Source organism: Burkholderia mayonis (assembly GCF_001523745.2).
Lineage (GTDB): Bacteria > Pseudomonadota > Gammaproteobacteria > Burkholderiales > Burkholderiaceae > Burkholderia > Burkholderia mayonis.
Window position 1 is genome coordinate 734,513 of the sequence record NZ_CP013387.1, and the last position, 21,108, is coordinate 755,620.

Consider the following 21,108-nt stretch of genomic DNA (forward strand, 5'->3'; position numbering starts at 1 on the left):
ACGTGAATCGCGAACGCATATTCAACTGTCTCGGCCGCACGACTTATGCGGCCCTCGTCGACGCCACGGCGCTAGGCCGATCCCGTCGGCACACTTTCATCGACCTCGATCACTGGGCGCTGTGCCTGCTGCAGCGTGAGCAGAGCGATCTCGCACGCCTGTTCGAGCAGTTCGGCAGCGACGTCGGCGAAGTCAAGCGCCGGATGGAGAAGGCGCTCGACAGCTTCGACGTCAGTGGCGACTCGCTGCGCGACATCTCGAGCTCGCTCGAGCGCAGCGTCGGACCGGCCGTCATCTGGAGCCAGATCGCGGCGCGCGCGGGCAAGGTGCGCTCCGGCCACCTGCTGCTCGCGTGGCTCGACGAGGATCTGACGCGCCGCTGGCTGCAGCAGCGCGTGCCGACCGGCATCACGTCGGCCGCGCTCGATGAAGTGGTGAAGCGCTACGAGGCGCTCGCATCGGGCTGGCCGGAAGCCGACGAGGCGCCGGCGGCGGTCGGCGGCGGCGCGCTCGGCGTGGACGCGGGCGAAACCGGCGCCGACGGCGGCAGCGATGCGCTCGCGAAATGGGCGACGTGCCTGACCGAGCAGGCCGCGCGCGGCGAGCTCGATCCCGTCGTCGGCCGCGACGACGAATTGCGGACAGTGATCGACATCCTGTCGCGCCGCCGCCAGAACAATCCGATCCTCGTTGGCGAGGCGGGCGTCGGCAAGACGGCCGTCGTCGAGGCGCTCGCGCAGAAGATCCACGCGGGCGCGGTGCCGCCCGGGCTTCTCGGCGCGCAGGTGTGGGCGCTCGATCTCGCGCGGATGCAGGCGGGCGCCGGCGTGCGCGGCGAATTCGAGCAGCGGCTCAAGTCGCTGATCGACGCGGTGATCGCCGCGCCGAGCCCGATCATCCTGTTCTGCGACGAGACGCACACGCTGATCGGCGCGGGCGGCGCGGCCGGCACGGGCGACGCGGCGAACCTGATCAAGCCGATGCTCGCGCGCGGCCAACTGCGGATGGTCGCCGCGACGACGTGGTCCGAGTACAAGCAATACATCGAGCCGGATGCGGCGCTCGTGCGGCGCTTCCAGGCGGTGGCCGTCGACGAGCCGAACGACGACGCGGCGGTCGACATGCTGCGCACGATCGCGCCGCGCTTCGCCGCGCACCACGGCGTACGCATCGTCGATTCGGCGCTGCGTGGCGCGGTCGAGTTGTCGCGCCGCTATCTGCCCGCGCGGCAATTGCCGGACAAGGCGATCAGCCTGCTCGACACCGCATGCGCGCGCGTTGCGATGAGCCAGAACTGCGCGCCCGCCGAGCTCGAACGGCTGCAGCATCAGGCGTTCGCGATCGGTCAGACGCTCGATTGGCGCGCGAGCGATCGCCGAATGGGCGTGCGCACGCCCGGCGACGAGGCCGAGCTCGAAGGCCGTCAAGCGAATCTCTTCCAGCAGGCGGCGACGCTGGAGACGGTCGTCGACGCGCAGCGCGACGAAGTGCGCACGTGGCTCGCGCGTCTGAACGATGAAGCACCCATGTCGGCCGACAGCGACGGCGATTCGTTCGCCGTGCGCATCGGCGCGAATCGCTGGGTGCGTCCTTGGGTCGACGAGCACGTGGTGTCGGAGGTGCTCGCCGAGTGGACGGGGGTGCCGGTCGCGCAGCTCGCGCAGGACGACGCGCAGCGCGTCGTCGAGCTCGAGGGCGCGCTGAACGCGGGCATCCACGGCCAGACGGGCGCGATGCGCTCGATCGCGCAAGCGCTGCAAGTGTCGCATTCGGGGCTCAACGATCCGCGCCGGCCGCTCGGCGTGATGCTGCTCGCCGGCCCGACCGGCACGGGCAAGAGCCAGGCGGCCGCGAAGCTCGCCGAGCTGTTGTTCGGCGGCGAGCGCAATCTTATCCAGTTCAACATGAACGAGTTCCAGGAAGCGCACACGGTATCGACGCTGAAGGGCGCACCGCCGGGATACGTCGGCTACGGCAAGGGCGGGCGCCTGACCGAAGCGGTTCGCAAGAAGCCGTACAGCGTGCTGCTGCTCGACGAATTCGATCGCGCGCATCCGGACATTCATGAAGTTTTCTATCAGGTCTTCGATCAGGGCTGGATGGAGGACGGCGAAGGTCGCCGGATCAGCTTCCGCAACTGCCTCATTTTGTTGACGAGCAATCTCGGCGATGTCGAGATCGAAGCGGCGTGCAAGGCCGATGCGCAGATTTCGCAGGCGAAGCTCGACAAGCTCGTCGGCGAGCGGCTGCAAGGGCGTTTTTCGCCCGCGCTGCTCGCGCGGATCCAGCTCGTCGCATTCCGGCCGCTCGACGTCGATGCGCTCACCGGGATCGCGACGCAGGCGCTCGACGAGCTTGGCGAGCGCCTCGCGGAGAACGATCTGCAGTGGCGCGCGGACGAAGGCGTCGCGGCATGGGTGGCGCACGCGGTGTCGCAGCATCCGGCGAACGGCCGCGCGGTGCGCGATCTGCTGCGCCAGCACGTGATGCCGGCCGTCGCGCGCGGCGTGCTCGCTGCACGCGCGGAGGGGCGCGCGCTGAAGACGGTGCGGCTGTCCGCGCACGAGCAGCTGTCGCTCGTGTTCGACGAAGACGCATGGGAACTCAACGGCACCGACGCGGCGACGCTCGGCGAGCAGGCGGCTACAGCTGCGGCTGCGCTGGAGGCTGCGGCGGCCGCTTCCGCGGAAGCGCACGAAGCACGCGAATCGCATGAATCACGTGAAGTGCACGACGCGCGCGCCGATGCGAGCGATGAGCCTCCGGCCGAAGCGCCGCGGCCTCACGAGACGACATCGGCGGATGCCGGCACGACGGGAGAACCGTCATGCGTCTGATCGAACTGCGCAGTCCCTTGCTGGAGCTGGATGCGGTCGCGCTGAGCTTCGTGGTCCACGAAAACCTGTCGCAGGAGCCGTCGTATCAACTGGATCTGCTGAGCCACGACCCGGACCTGGATTTCGACGCGCTGCTCGGCTCGTCGCTGTCGGCGGACATCGATCTGGGCGGCGGCGACGTGCGGACGTTCAACACGCACGTGTTCGGCGGCTACGACACGGGTCAGATGAGCGGGCAGTACACGTACACGCTGGAGCTGAAGAGCTGGCTGTCGTTTCTGGCGGAGAATCGCAACAGCCGGATTTTCCAGAACATGAGCGTGCCGCAGATCGTCGAGCAGGTGTTCCAGGGGCATCAGCGCAACGGTTACCGGTTCGAGCTCGAAGGCAGCTACGAGCCGCGCGAGTACTGCGTGCAGTTCCAGGAAACCGATCTGAACTTCGTGAAGCGGTTGCTCGAGGACGAAGGGATCTATTTCTGGATCGAGCACGAGCAGGACCGGCACGTGGTGGTGATCTCGGACACGCAGCGGTTCGAGGACTTGCCACTGCCGAACGACGAGCTGGAGTATCTGCCCGACGGCGAGGAGTCGCGCGCGATTCAGGGACGCGAAGGCGTGCAGCGTCTGCAGCGCACGCGGCGGATCAAGTCGAACAACGTCGCGCTGCGCGATTTCGACTATCACGCGCCTTCGAACAAGCTCGACAGCGACGCGCAGGTCGATCAGCCGAGCCTCGAAGGGATTCCGCTCGAGTACTACGACTATGCGACCGGGTACAGCGATCCGGAGCAAGGCGAGCGTCTCGCACGCTTGCGGCTCGAAGCATTCCAGGCGGAATCGCACACGCTCGTCGGCGAGGCGAACGCACGTGCGCTGGCGGCGGGTCGTGCATTCACGCTCGTCGGTCATCCGGCCGCGCAGCGCAATCGTCGGTACTACGTGACGAACAGCGAGCTGACGTTCATTCAGGACGGACCGGATAGTACGTCGCAGGGGCGCAACGTGGCGGTCAAGTTCCGCGCGCTCGCGGACGACCAGCCGTTCCGTCCGCTCCTGACGACGCCGCGCCCCGAAGTGCCGGGCATCCAGAGCGCGACGGTGGTGGGGCCGGAGATGTCGGAAGTGCATACCGACAAGCTCGGTCGGATCCGCGTGCACTTCCACTGGGACCGCTACAAGACGACGGAAGCGGATGCGTCGTGCTGGATTCGCGTGTCGCAGGCGTGGGCGGGCAAGGGCTGGGGCGTGCTCGCGATGCCGCGGGTCGGGCAGGAAGTGATCGTGACTTACGTCGATGGCGATCTCGATCGTCCGCTCGCGACGGGGATCGTCTACAACGGCGAAAACCCGACGCCGTATGACCTGCCGAAGGACATCCGCTACACCGGCCTCGTGTCGCGCTCGATCAAGCGCGCGGGCGGCTTCCAGAACGCGAGCCAGATCACGTTCGACGACCAGCGCGGCGCGGAGCGCGTGATGATCCACGCGGAGCGCGACATGCAGCAGACGGTCGAGCGCAACAGCTCGACGTCGATCGCGCAGGACTTGAACCTGTCGGTGAAGGGGACGTCGACGTCGGTCGTCGGGATCTCGGTCAGCTTCACGGGCATCTCGGTGTCGTACACGGGTTTGTCGGTCAGCTTCACCGGCGTGTCCGCGAGCTTCACCGGCCTGAGCACGTCGTTTACCGGCGTGAGCACGAGCTTCACCGGCGTGTCGACGTCCTTCACCGGCGTCGACACGAGCTTCAAGGGCGTGTCGACGTCGTTCACCGGCGTCGATACGAGCTTCAAGGGCGTGTCGACGTCGTTCACCGGCGTCAGCACGAGCATTACCGGCTCCAGCAATTCGGTGACGGGCGTGTCGAACAGCATGACGGGCATCTCGTCGTCGTGGACCGACGTCAGCATGTCGACGACCGGGCAGTCGCAGAGCATCACCGGTGTGTCGTTGTCGTACACGGGCACGTCGAACAGCATGACGGGCACGAGCACGTCGGTGACGGGCACGTCGACGAGCATCACCGGCACGTCGATGTCGAATACCGGCAGTTCGACGAGCATCACGGGTACGTCGATGTCGACGACGGGCAGCTCGACGAGCATCACCGGCTCGAGCGTGTCGACCACCGGCAGCTCGGTGAGCACGACGGGCTCGAGCGTATCGACGACGGGCAGCAGCGTATCGGTGACGGGCTTCAGCTTCTCGTACACCGGCGCGAGCTATTCGGATACGGGCATCGACCTGAAGAAGGTCGGCATGCAAGTGAAGAGTTGATCCCATGAGCGATATCCAATCACAAGCGGCCGTCGCGGCCGCATCGCCAACCGGGATCGACTCGCTGCTCGCTGCGTATTCATCGGCGTATTCGTCGGCGGATGCCGGTACGGTCGGAGGGCTGCCATGCGTCTGATCGAACTGCGCAGTCCCTTGCTGGAGCTGGATGCGGTCGCGCTGAGCTTCGTGGTCCACGAAAACCTGTCGCAGGAGCCGTCGTATCAGCTGGATCTGCTGAGCCACGACCCGGATCTGGATTTCGACGCGCTGCTCGGCTCGTCGCTGTCGGCGGACATCGATCTGGGCGGCGGCGACGTGCGGACGTTCAACACGCACGTGTTCGGCGGCTACGACACGGGTCAGATGAGCGGGCAGTACACGTACACGCTGGAGCTGAAGAGCTGGCTGTCGTTTCTGGCGGAGAATCGCAACAGCCGGATTTTCCAGAACATGAGCGTGCCGCAGATCGTCGAGCAGGTGTTCCAGGGGCATCAGCGCAACGGTTACCGGTTCGAGCTCGAAGGCAGCTACGAGCCGCGCGAGTACTGCGTGCAGTTCCAGGAAACCGATCTGAACTTCGTGAAGCGGTTGCTCGAGGACGAAGGGATCTATTTCTGGATCGAGCACGAGCAGGACCGGCACGTGGTGGTGATCTCGGACACACAGCGGTTCGAGGACTTGCCGCTGCCGAACGACGAGCTGGAGTATCTGCCCGACGGCGAGGAGTCGCGCGCGATTCAGGGACGCGAAGGCGTGCAGCGTCTGCAGCGCACGCGGCGGATCAAGTCGAACAACGTCGCGCTGCGCGATTTCGACTATCACGCGCCGTCGAACAAGCTCGACAGCGACGCGCAGGTCGATCAGCCGAGCCTCGAAGGGATTCCGCTCGAGTACTACGACTATGCGACCGGGTACAGCGATCCGGAGCAAGGCGAGCGTCTCGCACGCTTGCGGCTCGAAGCGTTCCAGGCGGAATCGCATGCGCTCGTCGGCGAGGCGAACGCACGTGCGCTGGCGGCGGGTCGTGCATTCACGCTCGTCGGTCATCCGGCCGCGCAGCGCAATCGTCGGTACTACGTGACGAACAGCGAGCTGACGTTCATTCAGGACGGACCGGATAGTACGTCGCAGGGGCGCAACGTGGCGGTCAAGTTCCGCGCGCTCGCGGACGACCAGCCTTATCACCCACTGCTCCTGACCAAGAAGCCGCGAGTCCCGGGCATTCAGAGCGCGACGGTGGTGGGGCCGGAGATGTCGGAAGTGCATACCGACAAGCTCGGTCGGATCCGCGTGCACTTCCACTGGGACCGCTACAAGACGACGGAAGCGGATGCGTCGTGCTGGATTCGCGTGACGCAGGCGTGGGCGGGCAAGGGCTGGGGCGTGATCGCGATGCCGCGGGTCGGGCAGGAAGTGATCGTGATCTACGTCGACGGCGATCTCGATCGTCCGCTTGCGACGGGGATCGTCTACAACGGCGAAAACCCGACGCCGTACGATCTGCCGAAGGACATCCGCTACACCGGCCTCGTCACACGTTCGATCAAACGCGCGGGCGGCTTTCCGAATGCAAGCCAATTGACGTTCGACGACCAGCGCGGCGCGGAGCGCGTGATGATCCATGCAGAGCGCGACGCACAGCAGACGGTCGAGCGCAACAGCTCGACGTCGATCGCGCAGGACTTGAACCTGTCGGTGAAGGGCACGTCGACGTCGGTCGTCGGGATCTCCGTCAGCTTCACGGGCATCTCGGTGTCGTACACGGGGCTGTCGGTCAGCTTCACCGGCGTGTCCGCCAGATTCACCGGCCTGAGCACGTCGTTCACCGGCGTGAGCACGAGCTTCACCGGCGTGTCGACGTCCTTCACCGGCGTCGATACGAGCTTCACTGGCGTATCCACCGGATTCAAGGGCGTCGACACGGGCTTTACGGGCGTCGGGACGTCGATGGTCGGCGTGGCGACGAGCATCACCGGCTCCAGCAATTCGGTGACGGGCGTGTCGAACAGCATGACGGGCATCTCGTCGTCGTGGACCGACGTCAAGATGTCGACGACCGGCCAGTCGGAGAGCATCACCGGTGTGTCGCTGTCATACACGGGCACGTCGAACAGCATGACGGGCACGAGTACGTCCGTGACCGGCACGTCGACGAGCATCACCGGCACGTCGATGTCGAATACCGGCAGCTCGACGAGCATCACCGGTACGTCGATGTCGACGACGGGCAGTTCGGTGGGCATGACGGGCTCGAGCATGTCGGCCACCGGCAGTTCGGTGGGCACGACGGGTTCGAGCGTATCGACGACGGGCAGCAAGATGTCGGTCACCGGCTTCAGCTTCTCGTATACGGGAGCGAGCTACGAGGACGTGGGCATCGATCTGAAGAAGCTCGGGATGCAGACGAAGAACTGACCTATGCGACATATCAAACCACAAGCGGCCCTCGTGGCCACGACGAATACGCAAATCGGCGCGCAGCCGATGCTCGCGATCAGCATCGGGATGGGCTTCCGGCTCGATCAGCCATCGATCCTCGTGCACGAAGCGGCCGTCTGGGAGGCGCTGAAAGCGGCCGCGCCGTCGCTGCCGCTGTATGAAGCCGCATTGCCGAAGCAGCGCGCCGAATGGCTGCTCGCCGGCCACTCGCCGCATCCCGTCTCGCCCGGCGCTCGCGCGCGCAATGTCGACTGGACCGCATGGGTCGAGCTCGACGGCGTTCGCAAGATCGTCTCGTGCGCGATGTCGCTCGGCGACGAGCACGCGGAAGGCGGCTTTGCGAGCATCGCGGTGGATCACCGGCACGCGGCGGCGGGCGGCGCGCAGGAAAACCCGTTCGGCGTGACATCGGGCGCGCCGCCGCTGCAGCAACTGCGCACGTTCGGCGTCGGTCCCGCGCCGCTTGCGGCGATGGGCGCGATCGGCAGCGACTGGCCCGAGCGCACGCAATGGATGCCGACGCGGCCGGGCACCGTCGACGCGATGGCGCAGGACGGCACGCACATGGGCTGGCCCGCCGACGTCGATCTGCGCTTCTTCCAGCAGGCGGCGCCCGACCAGTGGGCGCGCGGCGAATGCTGGACGCCCGGCGCGCGCTTCGAGCTGAGCGGTTTCGGGCCGCGGGGCGAAGGCTTCATGGGCGAGCTGCCGCGTCTCGCACCGGTCGCGCTCGTGACGCGAAACGGGCGTCCGGGCATCGAGCGCCTGTCGTTCAAGCAGCAGACGGTGTGGTTCCTGCCGGATCGCGGCATCGGCGTGCTGTGGTGGAACGGCGCGGTCGCGCTCGATTTCCTGCTCGACGACAGCCCGACGATGCTCGTCGCCGCGTTCAAGGACGAGTCGGAGCGAATCGACATCGACGCGCTGATGAAGTTCGCCGATCAGCGCACGGACCTGAATTGCACCGATCCTCTGCAGCAGGCCGATCACGAACTGATGCCGGCCGTCGCAAAAGGCTGGACCTGGGAGATGATCCTCGACACGGAAGATCACCCGCGCTTCGCTCCGGCGCCGCGCGGCTATGAAGAAGTCCGTGCGCGGGTCGAGCAGAACCGCCGTCAGCTGATCGAGGCGCGCGATGCGAGCGAGCGGCTCTCCGCGTTCGAGGAAGCGAATCGCAACGCGAAGCTGCCGGGCGCGCCGCGCGGCGGCGAGAACTGGCGGACCCGGCTGCGTCATGCGAAGACGCCCGAGCTCGCGAACGTCACGATTCGCGATGCCGATCTGTCGTCGCTGCGTTTCGACGGCTGGAAGTTCGACGACGTGCGTTTCGAGCGCTGCACGCTCGATCGCAGCGAATGGATGAACTGCCGGCTCAATCAGGTGCATGCGGTCGACTGCTCGTTCGCCGACGTGAAAATGAGCGACGGCTGGTGGAAAGGCGGCAAGATCCAGCGCTGCAATCTCGAGCGCAGCGCGTGGCTGAACATCGAGATCGACCGGATCTCGATCGACGAGTGTCGGCTCGACGACCTGAAGGTCGCGGGCGGCTCGTGGGCGATGCTGTCGGTGCAGGGGCGCGGCGGCGTGCGCGGCGACGTTCAGGATGTCGAATGGCGCTCAGTGTCGTGGTCCGAGGTGAGCGCACCCGGCTGGACCTGGACGCGCGTGCGCGCCGACGATCTCGCGATCGTCGAATGCGGGATGGCGGGCCTTGCGGTGTCGCAGTGCACGCTCTCGAAGCCGAGCATCCTGCTGACCGACCTGTCGGCGAGCGTCTGGCAGCGCAGCATGCTGACGTTCGCGGTGCTGTCGCACGGCACGTCGATCAATGGCGCACGGCTCACCGATTGCGTGTTCAAGTCGTCGAGCCTGCAGGAGCTGCGCGCGGACCGCGTGCAGGTCGATCACTGCTCGTTCATGCAATTGAACGCGCAGCACCTGCATGCGCAGCAGTCGCACTGGAGCCGCACGGTGCTCGACGGCGCGAACGTGATGCATGCGCAGTTGACGGGCACGTCGTTCGATCGCTGCTCGCTGAAGGAGGCGATGCTGTACGGCGCCGACATGCGGCAGACGCGGATGCGCGACTGCAATCTCGTCCGGGTCCGCACGTCGTGGATCCATCCGCCGGAAGCGGGCGCGTGGCGCGGCAATCTGAACGCGGGCCAGCTCGACGTGCCGAGGAGGGTGGGATGAGCACGATCCGCTCGACGGTGCCGCCGCCGCCGCTGCCCGAAGTCGTCGAAGGGCAGCACTACGCGTCGCCGCAGCGCGATGTCGCGCTCGCGGACACGCTCTTCATCGATTGCCACTTCGATCGCGTCGAATGGTCCGGCTGCCGGCTGTCGAATCTGCGCTTCGTGAACTGCACGTTCGACGCGAATCGCTTCGATCGCTGCGAGCTGCTGAAGCTCACGCACGAGTCGAGCCGAATCCGCGCGGGTGCGTGGACGCAGAGCGCGTTGCGCGGCGTGTCGTTCAACGAATGCGAGATCGAAGGCGGCGCGTGGACGGGCAGCCTGCTGAAGGACGTCGTGTGCGCGCAGTCGAAGGGCGCGGGCTGGACGTTCGACGGCGTGCGCGGCGCGCATGTGTCGCTCGTCGCGGGTAATTACTCGGGCGTCACGCTGCGCGGTGGCCATTGGAGCGACACGTCGTGGATCGGCAGCCAGTTCGCCGATCTGCGGCTCGAAGCCGTCGGGTTCGAGAACCTGATCGCCGGGCAAAGCGGTTTTCTGCGCGCCGTGCTCGTCGAATGCCGCGGCATCAACGTGCGTTGGATCGACTCGCGAATCGAGCGGATGACCGTGCACGGCTGTGAGCTGAAGCAGACCGCATGGTCGCACAGTACGTGGGCGACGGGCGAGATCCATGCGAGCCGGCTGCCGCTCGCGAGCTTCGATCATGCGACCGTCAACGGCCTGACCGTGACGAACAGCGACTTGTCGCAGGCGATCTTCGACAGCGCGAGCGTCGTGGACAGTGCGTTGCAAGGCGTGCGCGCGCCGCGGATCGCATTGCGCGACGCGTGGATTACGCGCGTGAATCTGTCGGGCGCGCACCTGCAGCTACTCGACGCGCGCGGCGTGCATCTCGAACGCGTCGACCTGCGCGGCGCCGACTGCCGCGGCGGCAACCTGGTCGGCCAGCCGCGCCAGGCATGGAGCGCGGCGGATACGCGGGATGCGGTTTTCGAGGAAGCCACCGGCGCCGACGACGAGCTCTGGTGGCAGCGAGTCCAACCCGGAGCAAGAGGAGTTTGACGATGAGCATGCGGGAAATGTCTGCCGTGCACGACACGCTTGCATACGAGTGTGACGACGACGCGGTATCGCGTCATGCGCTGACGCGAATCATGAAGGGCGGTGCGCGGGTGCGCGACGCGGGGCCGGGTGTGCATGACGTGCGTGCGGAAGCACCGTCGCGCGAGCCGGCATCGTCCGCGCCCGCTGCTGCGACGACGATGCTCGCGTGCGTCGGCGAAGCGCATACGGCGGCGGGCGAATGGCTCGTCACCGTGCAGCCCGGCGCCGTGTTGCGCGCGAAGAAGGCGGTGAGCTGCGTCGTCGCGCCGCAGCCGGGCGATCTCGTGCAGATCTGCCGCGACGGCGAGCGCTGCTGGGTGCTCGCGGTGCTCGAACGCGACGAGGCGAGCGACGAGGTGGCGCTCGATTTCGGCGACGCGCACGTCGCGCTGCGCGCGCGCGACGTGCGCGTCGAGGCGCGCGACCGGCTGTCGCTCGAGGCCGCGCAGCTCGCGAACCGCGCGCAGGTGATCACGCAGGCGGCGGCCGAGCGCCAGACGCACGTGAGCGGCACCGACGCGACGCATGCGGGCAGCACGATCGTCCACACCGAGCGGCACATGGCGATGCATGCGAAGAGCGCGGTCGTCACGGCATCGTCGCTGCTGAAGATAGACGCAGGCCAGATCCATATGGGCTGAGCGTCGCTCGCGCCCGGTTTCTTGAAGGAGATTGTCATGTTTGCAAATTGCTCTGCTGGAGGGATGGCGCTGTCGGGCGCCGACGTCTGCAAGACGCCGCCCCTTGCGATTCCCGTGTCGTATCCGAACATCGCGAACAAGCCCGAGGCCGTGCCGAACGTGCCGAACATCATTTATGCGGGCGGTCCGGTGCACAACCTGAACACGATCATTCCGGTCACGCACAGCGACGAGCCGGGCTCGATGGGCGGCGTCGCGTCGGGCACCGTCTCGGGGCCGTCGCGACACGTGAAGGGCTCGGGCAAGGTGATGATCCAGGGCGCGCCGCAGACGCGCCTCACGGACACGAATCTGCCGAACAACCAGAACACGGCCGGGAATTCCGTCGCGCCGTCGCAGACGATCACGATGACCCTCAGCTGAACGTCGTGCGTCGCATGATGGGCCCCTTCAAATCGTTCGCCGCGGCGGTCGCGCTTTGCCTGCTCGCGGGCTGCTCGATGTTTTCTTCGTCGAAACCCGAGGAGCCGCGGCAACTGCACGTGACGCTCGTCGGCGGCAGCCGGCTGAACGTCGCGCCGACGGGCGAGCCGCGCCCGGTGCAGACATGCGTCTACGTCGTGGGCGCGGCCGACTGGCTGCCGACGCAGGGTAGCGACGACTCGTCGTGCGCGTCGCGCGGTCAGGACAGCACGGTCGTCGCCGACTCGCGCCACGTGATCGCACCGAACCAGGTGTTGCAGTTCTCGCTGAACCTGCCGCGCTCGGGCGACCTCTGGCTCGTGACCGACGCCGACTACGCTCGTCGGCCGGCGAATTACGCGCCGCTGCGCATCCGCATCGAGGGCCGCGGATTGATTCACATGGCCGTCTGGCTCGACCGCGACGGCATCTATAACGCGTTGTTGCCGGGGCCGGTGCCCATCGCCGGCGCGGACGCCGCCCCGGCGATCCACATCGACGAGCCGCAGCCCGCGCGCAAGACGAAAACCACCTATGGGACAAGGAGAAGCAGGCAATGAGTAGTCTGCCGGTAGGACCGGTCGCGTGGAGCGACGGCATGCTGATCGAGACGCAGCACTTCCAGCAACTCGAGCGGCATCTCGCGCATCAGGCCGCGCTTCGGCTCGGTCAGACGTCGAATCACGGCTGGGGATTCACGCTGCTCGATCTCGATCAGGACGGCCTGGGGCTCGGCCGGCTCGGGCTGCGTCACGCGCGCGGCGTGTTCCAGGACGGCACCGCGTTCTCGCTGCCGTCCGACGACCCGCTGCCGCCGCCGCTCGAAACCGAGTTCGCGCAGGCGGGCGACATCGCGTGTCTCGCGCTGCAGTCGGCGCGCACGGGCGGCCCCGAGATGGCGTTCGGCGACGTCGCGTCGGCGTCGCGCTATCGCGCCGTATCGACCGAAGTGCCCGATCTCGCGGTCGGGCTCGACGCGCCCGGCACGCCGCGGCGTCTGACGATCGAGACCGGGCAGCTCGTCACGCGCCTCTGCTGGAAGTCGCAGCTGCGCTCGGACGAAGTCGCGCTGCCGATCGCGCGCGTCGCGGGCCGCAACGCGAGCCGCACCGTATCGCTCGATCCACGCTTCATTCCGCCGCTTCTCGACACGCGCGCGCACCTCGTGCTGCGCTCGCTGATCGACGAGCTGCAGAGCACGCTGCGCGTGCGGCTCGCGAGCACGTCCGCGCAGCGCGTGCTGTCGACGGGCGGCGGCGTCGCCGACCTGATCGAACTGCTGCTGCGCCAGGCGATCGCCGAGTACCGGATGCGCCTGGCGAACCTCGACGCGTTCGATCCGCTGCCGCCCGCGATGCTGTACCACGAGCTGGTCGGCCTGCTCGGACGCCTGAGCGTGCTGCCGGGCGTCGACGAGGAGCTCGCCGACCGCGAGCTCGGCTACAACCACGACGACCTGCAGACGAGCTTCGAGCCGCTCGCGATGATGCTGCGCCAGGCGCTCGCGCGCGTGATCGAGACGCCGGTGTTGCCGCTGCGCTTCGAGGATCGCGGCGATCAGGTGCACATCTGCATCGTCGACAAGCAGTGGAACCTGAAGAAACTGATTTTTGCGTTTTCGGCCGCGATGCCGGCGGAGAAGCTGCGGCAGCTGTTGCCGCAGCAGACGAAGCTGGGCGCCGTCGAGCAGATCCAGAAGCTCGTGGACCTGCAACTGCCGGGCGCGCGTTTGATTGCGCTGCCCAATCCCCCGCGCCAGATTCCCTACTATGCCCAAAGCACGTACTTCGAAGTGGAGTCGACCGACCCGTTCTGGAAGCAGACCCTCGCCGGTTCGGCGATGGCGTTGCGCATCGTCGGCGATTTCCCCGATCTTCGCTTCGAAGCTTGGGGCCTGAGAGACGGCAAGGTGGCGTGAACCACGACATGAGACGCAATCTGCTATGAGCCTGCTACGAAACCTCTCCACTACGTTGCGCCGTGTATCGATGGCATCCAACATGCTCGACCGCGCCGCGGCGAATCCGGATCTCGCGACGCGCATACCGACGCTGTCGTCACTGTCCAACGCGGCGCTGACGAGCACCGCCGTGTCGAGCACCGGCACGACGAACGCGGTCGCGTCGGGCGGCGCGGCAGCGAGTTCGGGCGCGCCGAGTTTCGCGTCGTCATCAGCCGCCGTGCCCGGCGCGAGTCCCGCGCCCGACGCGTACTCGCACACCGACGGCGCGTCGCGCAATCCGGCGGTGCTGCAGTTCCCGGTGCCGGGCGGCGGGCAGGCGCCGGCCGATGCGCGGGCGGCGGCGCCCGTCGTCTACAGCCCGCAAGGCGAGCAGGCGGCGATCATGAAGGCGGGGCTGCAGCAGGCGAGCTGGAACAATCCGTTCGTGTCGCACGCGCTGCCCGCGGTGCTGCAGCTTCAGCGGCATCTCGCGGCGGGGCCGCTCAACCAGGCCGCGATCCGCACGCAGCTCGGGCTCGAAGTGCGGCTTTACCGTGAGCGGCTCGCGGGCTCCGGCTGCGAATGGGAACAGATCCGCGATGCGTCGTACCTGCTGTGCACGTATCTCGACGAGACCGTCAACGATTCGGCGCGCGAGCATTCGCAGGTCGTCTATGACGGCGAGCGCAGCCTGCTCGTCGAGTTCCACGATGACGCATGGGGCGGCGAAGACGCGTTCGCCGACCTGTCGCGCTGGATGAAGTCAGACGAGCCGCCGATCCCGCTTCTGTCGTTCTACGAACTGATCCTGTCGCTCGGCTGGCAGGGCCGCTACCGCGTGCTCGATCGCGGCGATGTGCTGCTGCAGGACCTGCGCTCGCAATTGCATGCGCTGATCTGGCATCACGTGCCGCCCGAGCCGCTCGGCACCGAGCTCGTCGTGCCCGCGACGCGGCGTCGCTCGTGGTGGACGGCCGGCCGCGCGGCGGCCGTCGCGCTCGGCGTGCTCGTGCTCGCCTACGGCGCGATCAGCCTCTGGCTCGATTCGCAGGGGCGGCCGATCCGCAACGCGCTCGCCGCGTGGATGCCGCCGACGCGCACGATCAACATCGCCGAGACGCTGCCGCCGCCGCTGCCGCAGATCCTGACGGAGGGGTGGCTGACTGCGTACAAGCATCCGCAAGGGTGGCTGCTCGTGTTCAAGAGCGACGGCGCGTTCGACGTCGGCAAGGCGAAGGTCCGGCCGGACTTCATGCACAACATCGAGCGGCTCGGCCTCGCGTTCGCGCCGTGGCCGGGCGATCTCGAGGTGATCGGCCATACCGATTCGCGGCCGATCCGCACGAGCGAGTTCCCGGACAACCAGGCGCTGTCGGAAGCGCGGGCGCGCACCGTCGCCGACGAGCTGCGCGCGACCGCGCTTCCGGGCGGCGCGCGCGCGCCGGAAAACGCGGTGCAGCGGAACATCGAGTACTCGGGGCGCGGCGACGGGCAGCCGATCGACACTGCGAAGACGCCCGCCGCGTACGAGCGCAACCGCCGCGTCGATGTGCTGTGGAAGGTGATTCCCGACGGCGCGCAGCGCCGCGACCGCAACCTGAACCTGCAGCAGCCGGAGAAGCCCGGCCAGGTCCCGATGCGCCCGGCGATGCCGGAAGGCGTCGAGATCGCGCCTGAAGGGCAACTGCCGTATGCGACGACGACGGAGGGCCGTCAGCCATGATCCGCACGAGCTTGAGAATTTTCGCGGCGATTCTGATCGCCGTCCTGATCTGGTGGGTGGGGCCGCTCTTCGCGTTCGGCATCTATCATCCGCTCGGCCCCATCTGGGTGCGCGAGATACTCGTCGCGCTCGTGCTGATCTGGGGCTTCTGGCCGACGCTCGCGCGGCTCTGGGCGCGGCTCGCGATGAGTCCGCGACAGGTCAAGGTCGCGCCGAAGACGAAACAGCTCGATTTCGTCGACAAGCATCTGCGCAGCCTCGACCAGCAGTTGAAGGAGCGCTGGCAGAAGGAGCCGCGCGGCCGCTGGAAGCGCTGGGTCGGCGCGCTGACGCGCCAGCATCGCGCGATGCTGCCGTGGTATCTGGTGCTCGGCTCGGAAGGCAGCGGCAAGTCGAGCCTCGTCGCGAAGGCGGTCAGTGTGTCCGGCTCGCTGCAAGATCGCGTGCTCGGCTCCGACGCGACGTACGGCCGCGGCGACGACTTCAACTTCCGCATCACGCGCGAAGCAGTGTGGTTCGACGTCGGCGGCCGCTGGAGCCTGCGCGCGGGCGTCGACGAGACTGAGCTCGATGCGTGGCGCAAGCTGCTGCGCGGGATGCGGCGGCTGCGCAAGGGCGCGCCGATCAGCGGCGTCGTGCTGTGCCTCGACGGCGTCGACATGATCGATGCGCCGCTCGACACGCGCAAGCGTCTCGCCGATTCGGTGCGTGCGCGGCTCGACGAAATGCGCGAGGCGTTCGGCCAGCAGGTGCAGGTGTACGTCGCGCTGAACGGGCTCGATCGGCTCGACGGCGCGGTGTCGACGCTATCGCTGCTCGACGCGTCGAAGTGGGCGAAAGGCGTCGGCTTCAGTCTGCCCGACGACGGCGCCGAAGCCGATGCGGCGCGCGCGGACGCGACCTGGCACCACGCGCTGCAAGGGCTGCAGCAGCGGGTCCAGCAGCAGGTGCTGTATTCGGCGCCTGCCGCGACCGAAGTAACGATGAACCATGCGCAGCTGCGTTTCGTCGAGACGCTGAGCCGCTTGCAGAAGGCGCTCGTCGCATGGCTGCACGTCGCGCTCGCGCCGGGCGAGACGCATACGGCCGCGCGGTTGCGCGGCGTGTGGCTCGGTTCGATGGCCGAGCTCGCGGATGCGCATCCGGCGGGCGCCGCCGGCCCCGGATCGTCGGGGCTGCCTGTGCCGTCGCGGGCGTTGAACGACCTATGGAACCCGCTCATCCGGCAAGTGTCGCTCGAGCGAGATTCAGTGCGGCCGAGCGGCGCGAAGTCATGGCGCGGCCGCATCGGCGACGCGTTGCGCTGGACCGCGGTGCCGATCGTCGCGCTATGCCTGCTGCTGTGGTTCGGCTGGGGCTACGTCACCGAGCGCGACTACCTCGACGGCGTGTGGGCGCAGTTCACCGAGGCGAAGCGGCTCGCGCAGGCCGAGGCGTCCTATGGCAACGACGGCGGCTCGACGCTCATCGAGATCGCGAACCAGATGCGCTACGCGCAACTGCAGGCCGAGGACGCCGCGCAGGGGATGGCGACGCCGTACTTCGAGCACGGGCTCGTCGCCGAGACGGCGCGCGACACCTATTACCGGCACTTGCAGAAGATGCTGATGCCGGAGCTGTACAACGAAGTGCGGCGCACGCTCGTGTCGCAGGTCGACGGCAGCCCGGGCGACATCTACCAGACGCTGAAGGTCTACCTGATGCTTTGCCGTCCTGATCGACGCTCGGCGGACGACGTCGTGCGCTGGCTCGACGGCCGCTGGGACGCGCTGTCGGGCGGCCAGTATTCGGACGATGACCGTCGCTCGCTGCTCGCGCACGTGCGCACGCTGATATCGCTGAAGAACGTGCCGGCGACGCCGGAGGACGCGAACCTCGTGCGCTCGGCGCGCGCGAAGGCCGCACAGATCCCGCTCGTCACGCGCGTGCTGCAGCACATCCACGCGCAAGGGCTGCCGCAGCAGGTCAACGACATCTCGCTGTCGCGCGCGGCGGGCTTCGAGGCGTCGATGAGCCTGCGCATGCGCAGCAACGTGCCGTCGACCGACACCGCGGTATCCGGCTGGTTCACGCGCGCGGGCTACACGGACGTGTTCCTGCCGCGTCTGCAGAAGAGCGCGCGCGCGATGCTCGAGGAAGAAAGCTGGGTGTTGCGCGACGAGACGCTCTCCGGCAACAGCTTCCAGATCGACGGACTCGTGCAGAAGCTCGGCGATTCCGCGCGCAATCAGTTCCTGCAGGATTACATCGGCGCGTGGCAGAACTTCCTGAACGACGTGACGGTGCGCGGCGTGACAGGCCTCGACGATGCGTCGCAGCTCGCCGCGGCGATGATGGAGGCGCAGTCGCCGCTCGCGAACCTGCTGCGTTTCGCCGCGCGCGAGACGACGCTCACGGGCGCGAGCGACGAAGGCAACATCGACAGCTGGATCGATCGCCAGAAGTACCGCTTCGAGAAGGGGCGACGGCAGATCGTCGGCGAGCTGAGCGGCCAGCACTATCGAACCGTGCTGTTGCCCGAGCACGTCGTCGAAGAGCACTTCCAGGCGATCCGCCAGCTCGCCGCGCAGCTGAACCGCAACAACTCGATTGCGAACAATCCGCTGTCGCGTCTCTTCGAGCCGCTGTATCGGCAGCTCGGGCTCGTCAACGGCGCGCTGCAGGCGGGCCAGGTGCTGCCCGCGCAGTACGACGCGTTCTCGCGGCTGAAGGAAACGGCCGCGCGTCAGCCGGAACCCGTGCGCGGGATCATGCTCGATCTCGTGAGCAGCGGCAGCACGATGACGACGCGCGAATCGGGCGCGCTGCTCAATCGTGGCGCGGCGGGCGCGACGAAGATGGTCTGCGATCAGGGCTTCACGAGCCGCTATCCGCTTCGCCGCAACACGCAGGCGGATGCGGGCGTCGAGGACTTCGAACGATTGTTCAGCTCGCAAGGGCTGATGGCGACGTACTTCCGCGATCACCTCGCCGCGTACGTTGACACTTCCGCGAAACCGTGGCAGGCGTTGCGTTCGAACGGCGGGCCGAACGGTATGGTCAGCCAGTCGGTTCTCAGCTCGTACGAGACGGCCGACCGCATTCGCGGCGCGATGCTCGATGATTCGGGACATCTGCGCGTGTCGACCGTGCTGCGTTTCATCGATATGGATTCGCAGTTGTCCGAAGCGCAGCTCGCGGTCGGCGGGCAGACGCTGCGCTTCGCGCACGGCGTAACGTCGCCGCACCGGATCGACTGGACCAATCAGAACACGCAGTTGGCGATCAAGTTGCAACTGAAGTCCGTCGACGGCCGGATGACGACGCTGCAGTTCGACGGGCCGTGGGCGCTGTTCCGCTTCTTCGACGCGGGGCAGGCGGTCGGCGGCATGGGGACGGCGGACCGGCGCGAGCGGCTGTATCAGACGAGCCTCGGCACGGTCCGGATCGAATGGCAGGCACTGACGCTGCCGTCGCCGATATGGTCGGGCATCCTGCAGTCGTTCAGGTGTCCGTCGTGATGCGTCGAGCATCGGTATTCATGCGCCGAAGGGCGCGCACACTAGAAAGGAGCACGACATGATTGATCCGAAGGAAATCTTCGCCGCATGCAGCAACGCGCACCAGTACGGACAGGACGCAAGCGGCTCGATGGCGCAGCCGTTCATGAACTCGATCCCGGATTTGTCGACCGCGTCGTCGAGCAACGCGAGCAGCCTGATCGGCAACGTTCAGCAGGTCGGCTCGAAGATGCTCGAGCACATGTCGACGATCAAGTCCGCGGTCGACAAGCAGGTGATGATCCATCAGGACAACCAGCAACGTCAGAAGACTTACGACTTCAACGTCGACATGCGCGATTTGCGTCCGACCAACGCCGTTGGCTTCCCGGAGGAAATGCCGTCGATCTTCTTCGCGCCGTTCAGGACGGGCAAGTGATGCGGTTTGGCTGCGTGGGCAGTTGCGTCGGCGTCAGCGCGCTTCGCGCGCGGGCGTCGTCGCGCGCCGCGCGACGCCTGGCGGTGCACAGGCGAGTACCGGGCGCGCGCCGGCGCGCTCGTTTCAATCTATTGTGAGGATGGAGATATTTCGATGTCGAAACGAATCTTGGCAGGGATCGTGGTGGGGCTCATCTCGGTGAACAGCCATGCGCAACTGGGGCAGCTGTTTCAGTCGGTGAAGGAGCAAGTGACGCAGGCGGCGACGTCGCAGGTCAACCAGGGCGTGCGTTCGGCGACCGACGAGGCGGTGCAGGCGACGTCTTCGCGCACGCGCAAGGCGATCGCAACGGTGCGCTCGCCGTCGTCGTCGCCTTCGGCTGCGTCGGCGCCGACGTCGGCGACGTCTTCGACGACGGAGACGAGCGACGCGACGCTGAACGAAGCGCGCAAGTAACGACCTGTCGCGCATCGCGCCGGCAGCCGGCTGTTGCACGGGCGGTGGCGGCGAGCCGGACGGCTTTCGCGACGTACGGCGCGTCGAGTCATCGTCGCGAAAGCCGCTTGAATGATCACGAAACTATCGTATAAACGTCGGTTTACGGGCGGAGTAATCGAGGCTCTTCTCGAAATCAACCAGGAGTGTCTTATTGACGGAAAAGGAGCGTATTTATGTTCCAGACTTCGATAATCAGTGTCGTCGGCGTATTGGTAGCGATTGTCCTGATTTTCGTGGTAGTGACGACGTCCATGACCCTGTCGACGGTCATGTCGTCGGTTCGGGCTCAGACCGTCGTGAAGAACGGTTATGAGGCCGTTGCCGACGTCGTGAATATCGGTCAAACCGGCGTGACGCTGAATAACGTGCCGATGATGCGGATCGATCTGCGCATTCACCACAATGGCGCATCGTGGGACGTGACGATCAAGCAATTCATCGATTTGGGGAATATTCCGCGTATCGGCGAGCGGGTGCGGGTGATGGTCGACCCGGCGGACAACAGCCGCGTGATGTATATGGGGCTCGCGAGCGGCGGGCATTGATTCCAGTAAGCGCGCTTCGGTGCGTCAGAAGGCGGAATTATTCGTCGCGCGAATATGGATCGCGATGAGGGGGCGATGTCGTTTTTCAGAAGGCGTGCCGTAAATACTCGATTAAGCTTATTTTAAAAATCCATATCGACATGATGGTGATAAGCAAGTGCATTTTTGAAACTCGCTTCAAAATCGAAAATCGATTCAAAAATGTTTACATTTAGGAATCGATATCTTATGCTGCACTGCAGAATCCTCATTTCATAAAGCACGTCACCGCGCGACAGCAATGAAAGCGGGAAGGCGACGGAAAGCGGTAATTTCCTGGAGAGGCGTCATGCGAGATAGAGGCGCTGGAGACCACGGGCCGAGAGAAGCGGGGTGACCGCGACGGGCCCGAGGGGCGTATTGCCTGTGGAATATGAGGCGATGCGCGGCTCCGGCGAGTGGGTAGCCGTCACGGCGCGCGCGAGGCAGGGCGGGCGGATCGCGCGGGAGGGCGTGCGGCTACGTGGAGGCGTCCTT

14 protein-coding genes are annotated in these 21,108 nt (G+C 66.7%); all 14 read left to right on the top strand.

What is annotated here, in order from left to right:
* Window positions 1-2 precede the first annotated feature (2 nt).
* The 14 genes from tssH to WS70_RS21880 all read left to right on the top strand — a co-directional run bounded on the left by tssH (window position 3) and on the right by WS70_RS21880 (window position 20,592).
* Window positions 3-2,837 carry a type VI secretion system ATPase TssH gene (gene tssH, locus WS70_RS21815; protein WP_059598054.1) on the top strand — a complete coding sequence of 945 codons (2,835 nt, stop codon included), beginning with the start codon at window positions 3-5 and terminating at the stop codon, window positions 2,835-2,837.
* Window positions 2,828-5,116 (top strand): type VI secretion system Vgr family protein, encoded by a 2,289-nt coding sequence (locus WS70_RS21820; RefSeq protein ID WP_059598053.1) that lies wholly within the window; start codon window positions 2,828-2,830, stop codon window positions 5,114-5,116. The genes tssH and WS70_RS21820 overlap by 10 nt, the downstream gene beginning before the upstream one ends.
* Window positions 5,117-5,242: 126 nt before the next feature.
* Entirely contained in the window at window positions 5,243-7,531 is a 2,289-nt protein-coding gene (locus tag WS70_RS21825) for a type VI secretion system Vgr family protein (RefSeq protein WP_059598052.1), read from the top strand.
* 3 nt (window positions 7,532-7,534) lie between these two features.
* On the top strand, window positions 7,535-9,754 hold the full coding sequence (locus tag WS70_RS21830) for a DUF2169 family type VI secretion system accessory protein (RefSeq protein WP_059598051.1): 2,220 nt from the start codon (window positions 7,535-7,537) through the stop codon (window positions 9,752-9,754).
* Window positions 9,751-10,821: a pentapeptide repeat-containing protein gene (locus WS70_RS21835; protein ID WP_059598050.1), complete on the top strand. Its 1,071-nt coding sequence runs from the start codon at window positions 9,751-9,753 to the stop codon at window positions 10,819-10,821. The genes WS70_RS21830 and WS70_RS21835 overlap by 4 nt, the downstream gene beginning before the upstream one ends.
* Window positions 10,822-10,823: 2 nt before the next feature.
* On the top strand, window positions 10,824-11,504 hold the full coding sequence (locus WS70_RS21840) for a DUF3540 domain-containing protein (protein WP_059471567.1): 681 nt from the start codon (window positions 10,824-10,826) through the stop codon (window positions 11,502-11,504).
* A gap of 36 nt (window positions 11,505-11,540) precedes the next feature.
* On the top strand, window positions 11,541-11,927 hold the full coding sequence (locus WS70_RS21845) for a DUF4150 domain-containing protein (RefSeq protein WP_025990153.1): 387 nt from the start codon (window positions 11,541-11,543) through the stop codon (window positions 11,925-11,927).
* Between the two features lie 5 nt (window positions 11,928-11,932).
* The gene (tssJ, locus tag WS70_RS21850) at window positions 11,933-12,526 is read left to right on the top strand and encodes a type VI secretion system lipoprotein TssJ (RefSeq protein WP_059471568.1); all 594 of its coding nucleotides are present in this window, start codon (window positions 11,933-11,935) and stop codon (window positions 12,524-12,526) included.
* Window positions 12,523-13,884 carry a type VI secretion system baseplate subunit TssK gene (gene tssK, locus WS70_RS21855; RefSeq protein ID WP_059471569.1) on the top strand — a complete coding sequence of 454 codons (1,362 nt, stop codon included), beginning with the start codon at window positions 12,523-12,525 and terminating at the stop codon, window positions 13,882-13,884. Before tssJ ends, tssK begins: the two co-directional genes overlap by 4 nt.
* Before the next feature lie 82 nt (window positions 13,885-13,966).
* Complete coding sequence (gene icmH / locus WS70_RS21860; protein ID WP_059598049.1) at window positions 13,967-15,631, top strand: type IVB secretion system protein IcmH/DotU; 1,665 nt, start codon at window positions 13,967-13,969, stop codon at window positions 15,629-15,631.
* On the top strand, window positions 15,628-19,131 hold the full coding sequence (gene tssM, locus WS70_RS21865) for a type VI secretion system membrane subunit TssM (RefSeq protein ID WP_059598048.1): 3,504 nt from the start codon (window positions 15,628-15,630) through the stop codon (window positions 19,129-19,131). Before icmH ends, tssM begins: the two co-directional genes overlap by 4 nt.
* A 58-nt stretch (window positions 19,132-19,189) precedes the next feature.
* Window positions 19,190-19,549, top strand: coding sequence for a DUF6277 family protein (locus WS70_RS21870; protein WP_059471572.1), 360 nt, complete (start codon window positions 19,190-19,192; stop codon window positions 19,547-19,549).
* Window positions 19,550-19,696: 147 nt separating this feature from the next.
* On the top strand, window positions 19,697-20,005 hold the full coding sequence (locus tag WS70_RS21875; RefSeq protein ID WP_108034116.1) for a hypothetical protein: 309 nt from the start codon (window positions 19,697-19,699) through the stop codon (window positions 20,003-20,005).
* Window positions 20,006-20,316: 311 nt separating this feature from the next.
* Entirely contained in the window at window positions 20,317-20,592 is a 276-nt protein-coding gene (locus WS70_RS21880) for a hypothetical protein (protein WP_059598047.1), read from the top strand.
* Window positions 20,593-21,108 lie beyond the last annotated feature (516 nt).

Bases quoted from the DNA above. Each gene is read 5' to 3' on its own strand.
- WS70_RS21870 (WP_059471572.1), top strand. From the start codon at position 19,190: ATGATTGATCCGAAGGAAATCTTCGCCGCATGCAGCAACGCGCACCAG.
- WS70_RS21830 (WP_059598051.1), top strand. From the start codon at position 7,535: ATGCGACATATCAAACCACAAGCGGCCCTCGTGGCCACGACGAATACG.
- icmH (WP_059598049.1), top strand. From the start codon at position 13,967: ATGCTCGACCGCGCCGCGGCGAATCCGGATCTCGCGACGCGCATACCG.
- WS70_RS21840 (WP_059471567.1), top strand. From the start codon at position 10,824: ATGAGCATGCGGGAAATGTCTGCCGTGCACGACACGCTTGCATACGAG.
- tssM (WP_059598048.1), top strand. From the start codon at position 15,628: ATGATCCGCACGAGCTTGAGAATTTTCGCGGCGATTCTGATCGCCGTC.
- WS70_RS21845 (WP_025990153.1), top strand. From the start codon at position 11,541: ATGTTTGCAAATTGCTCTGCTGGAGGGATGGCGCTGTCGGGCGCCGAC.
- WS70_RS21880 (WP_059598047.1), top strand. From the start codon at position 20,317: ATGTCGTCGGTTCGGGCTCAGACCGTCGTGAAGAACGGTTATGAGGCC.
- tssK (WP_059471569.1), top strand. From the start codon at position 12,523: ATGAGTAGTCTGCCGGTAGGACCGGTCGCGTGGAGCGACGGCATGCTG.
- WS70_RS21825 (WP_059598052.1), top strand. From the start codon at position 5,243: ATGCGTCTGATCGAACTGCGCAGTCCCTTGCTGGAGCTGGATGCGGTC.
- WS70_RS21835 (WP_059598050.1), top strand. From the start codon at position 9,751: ATGAGCACGATCCGCTCGACGGTGCCGCCGCCGCCGCTGCCCGAAGTC.
- WS70_RS21820 (WP_059598053.1), top strand. From the start codon at position 2,828: ATGCGTCTGATCGAACTGCGCAGTCCCTTGCTGGAGCTGGATGCGGTC.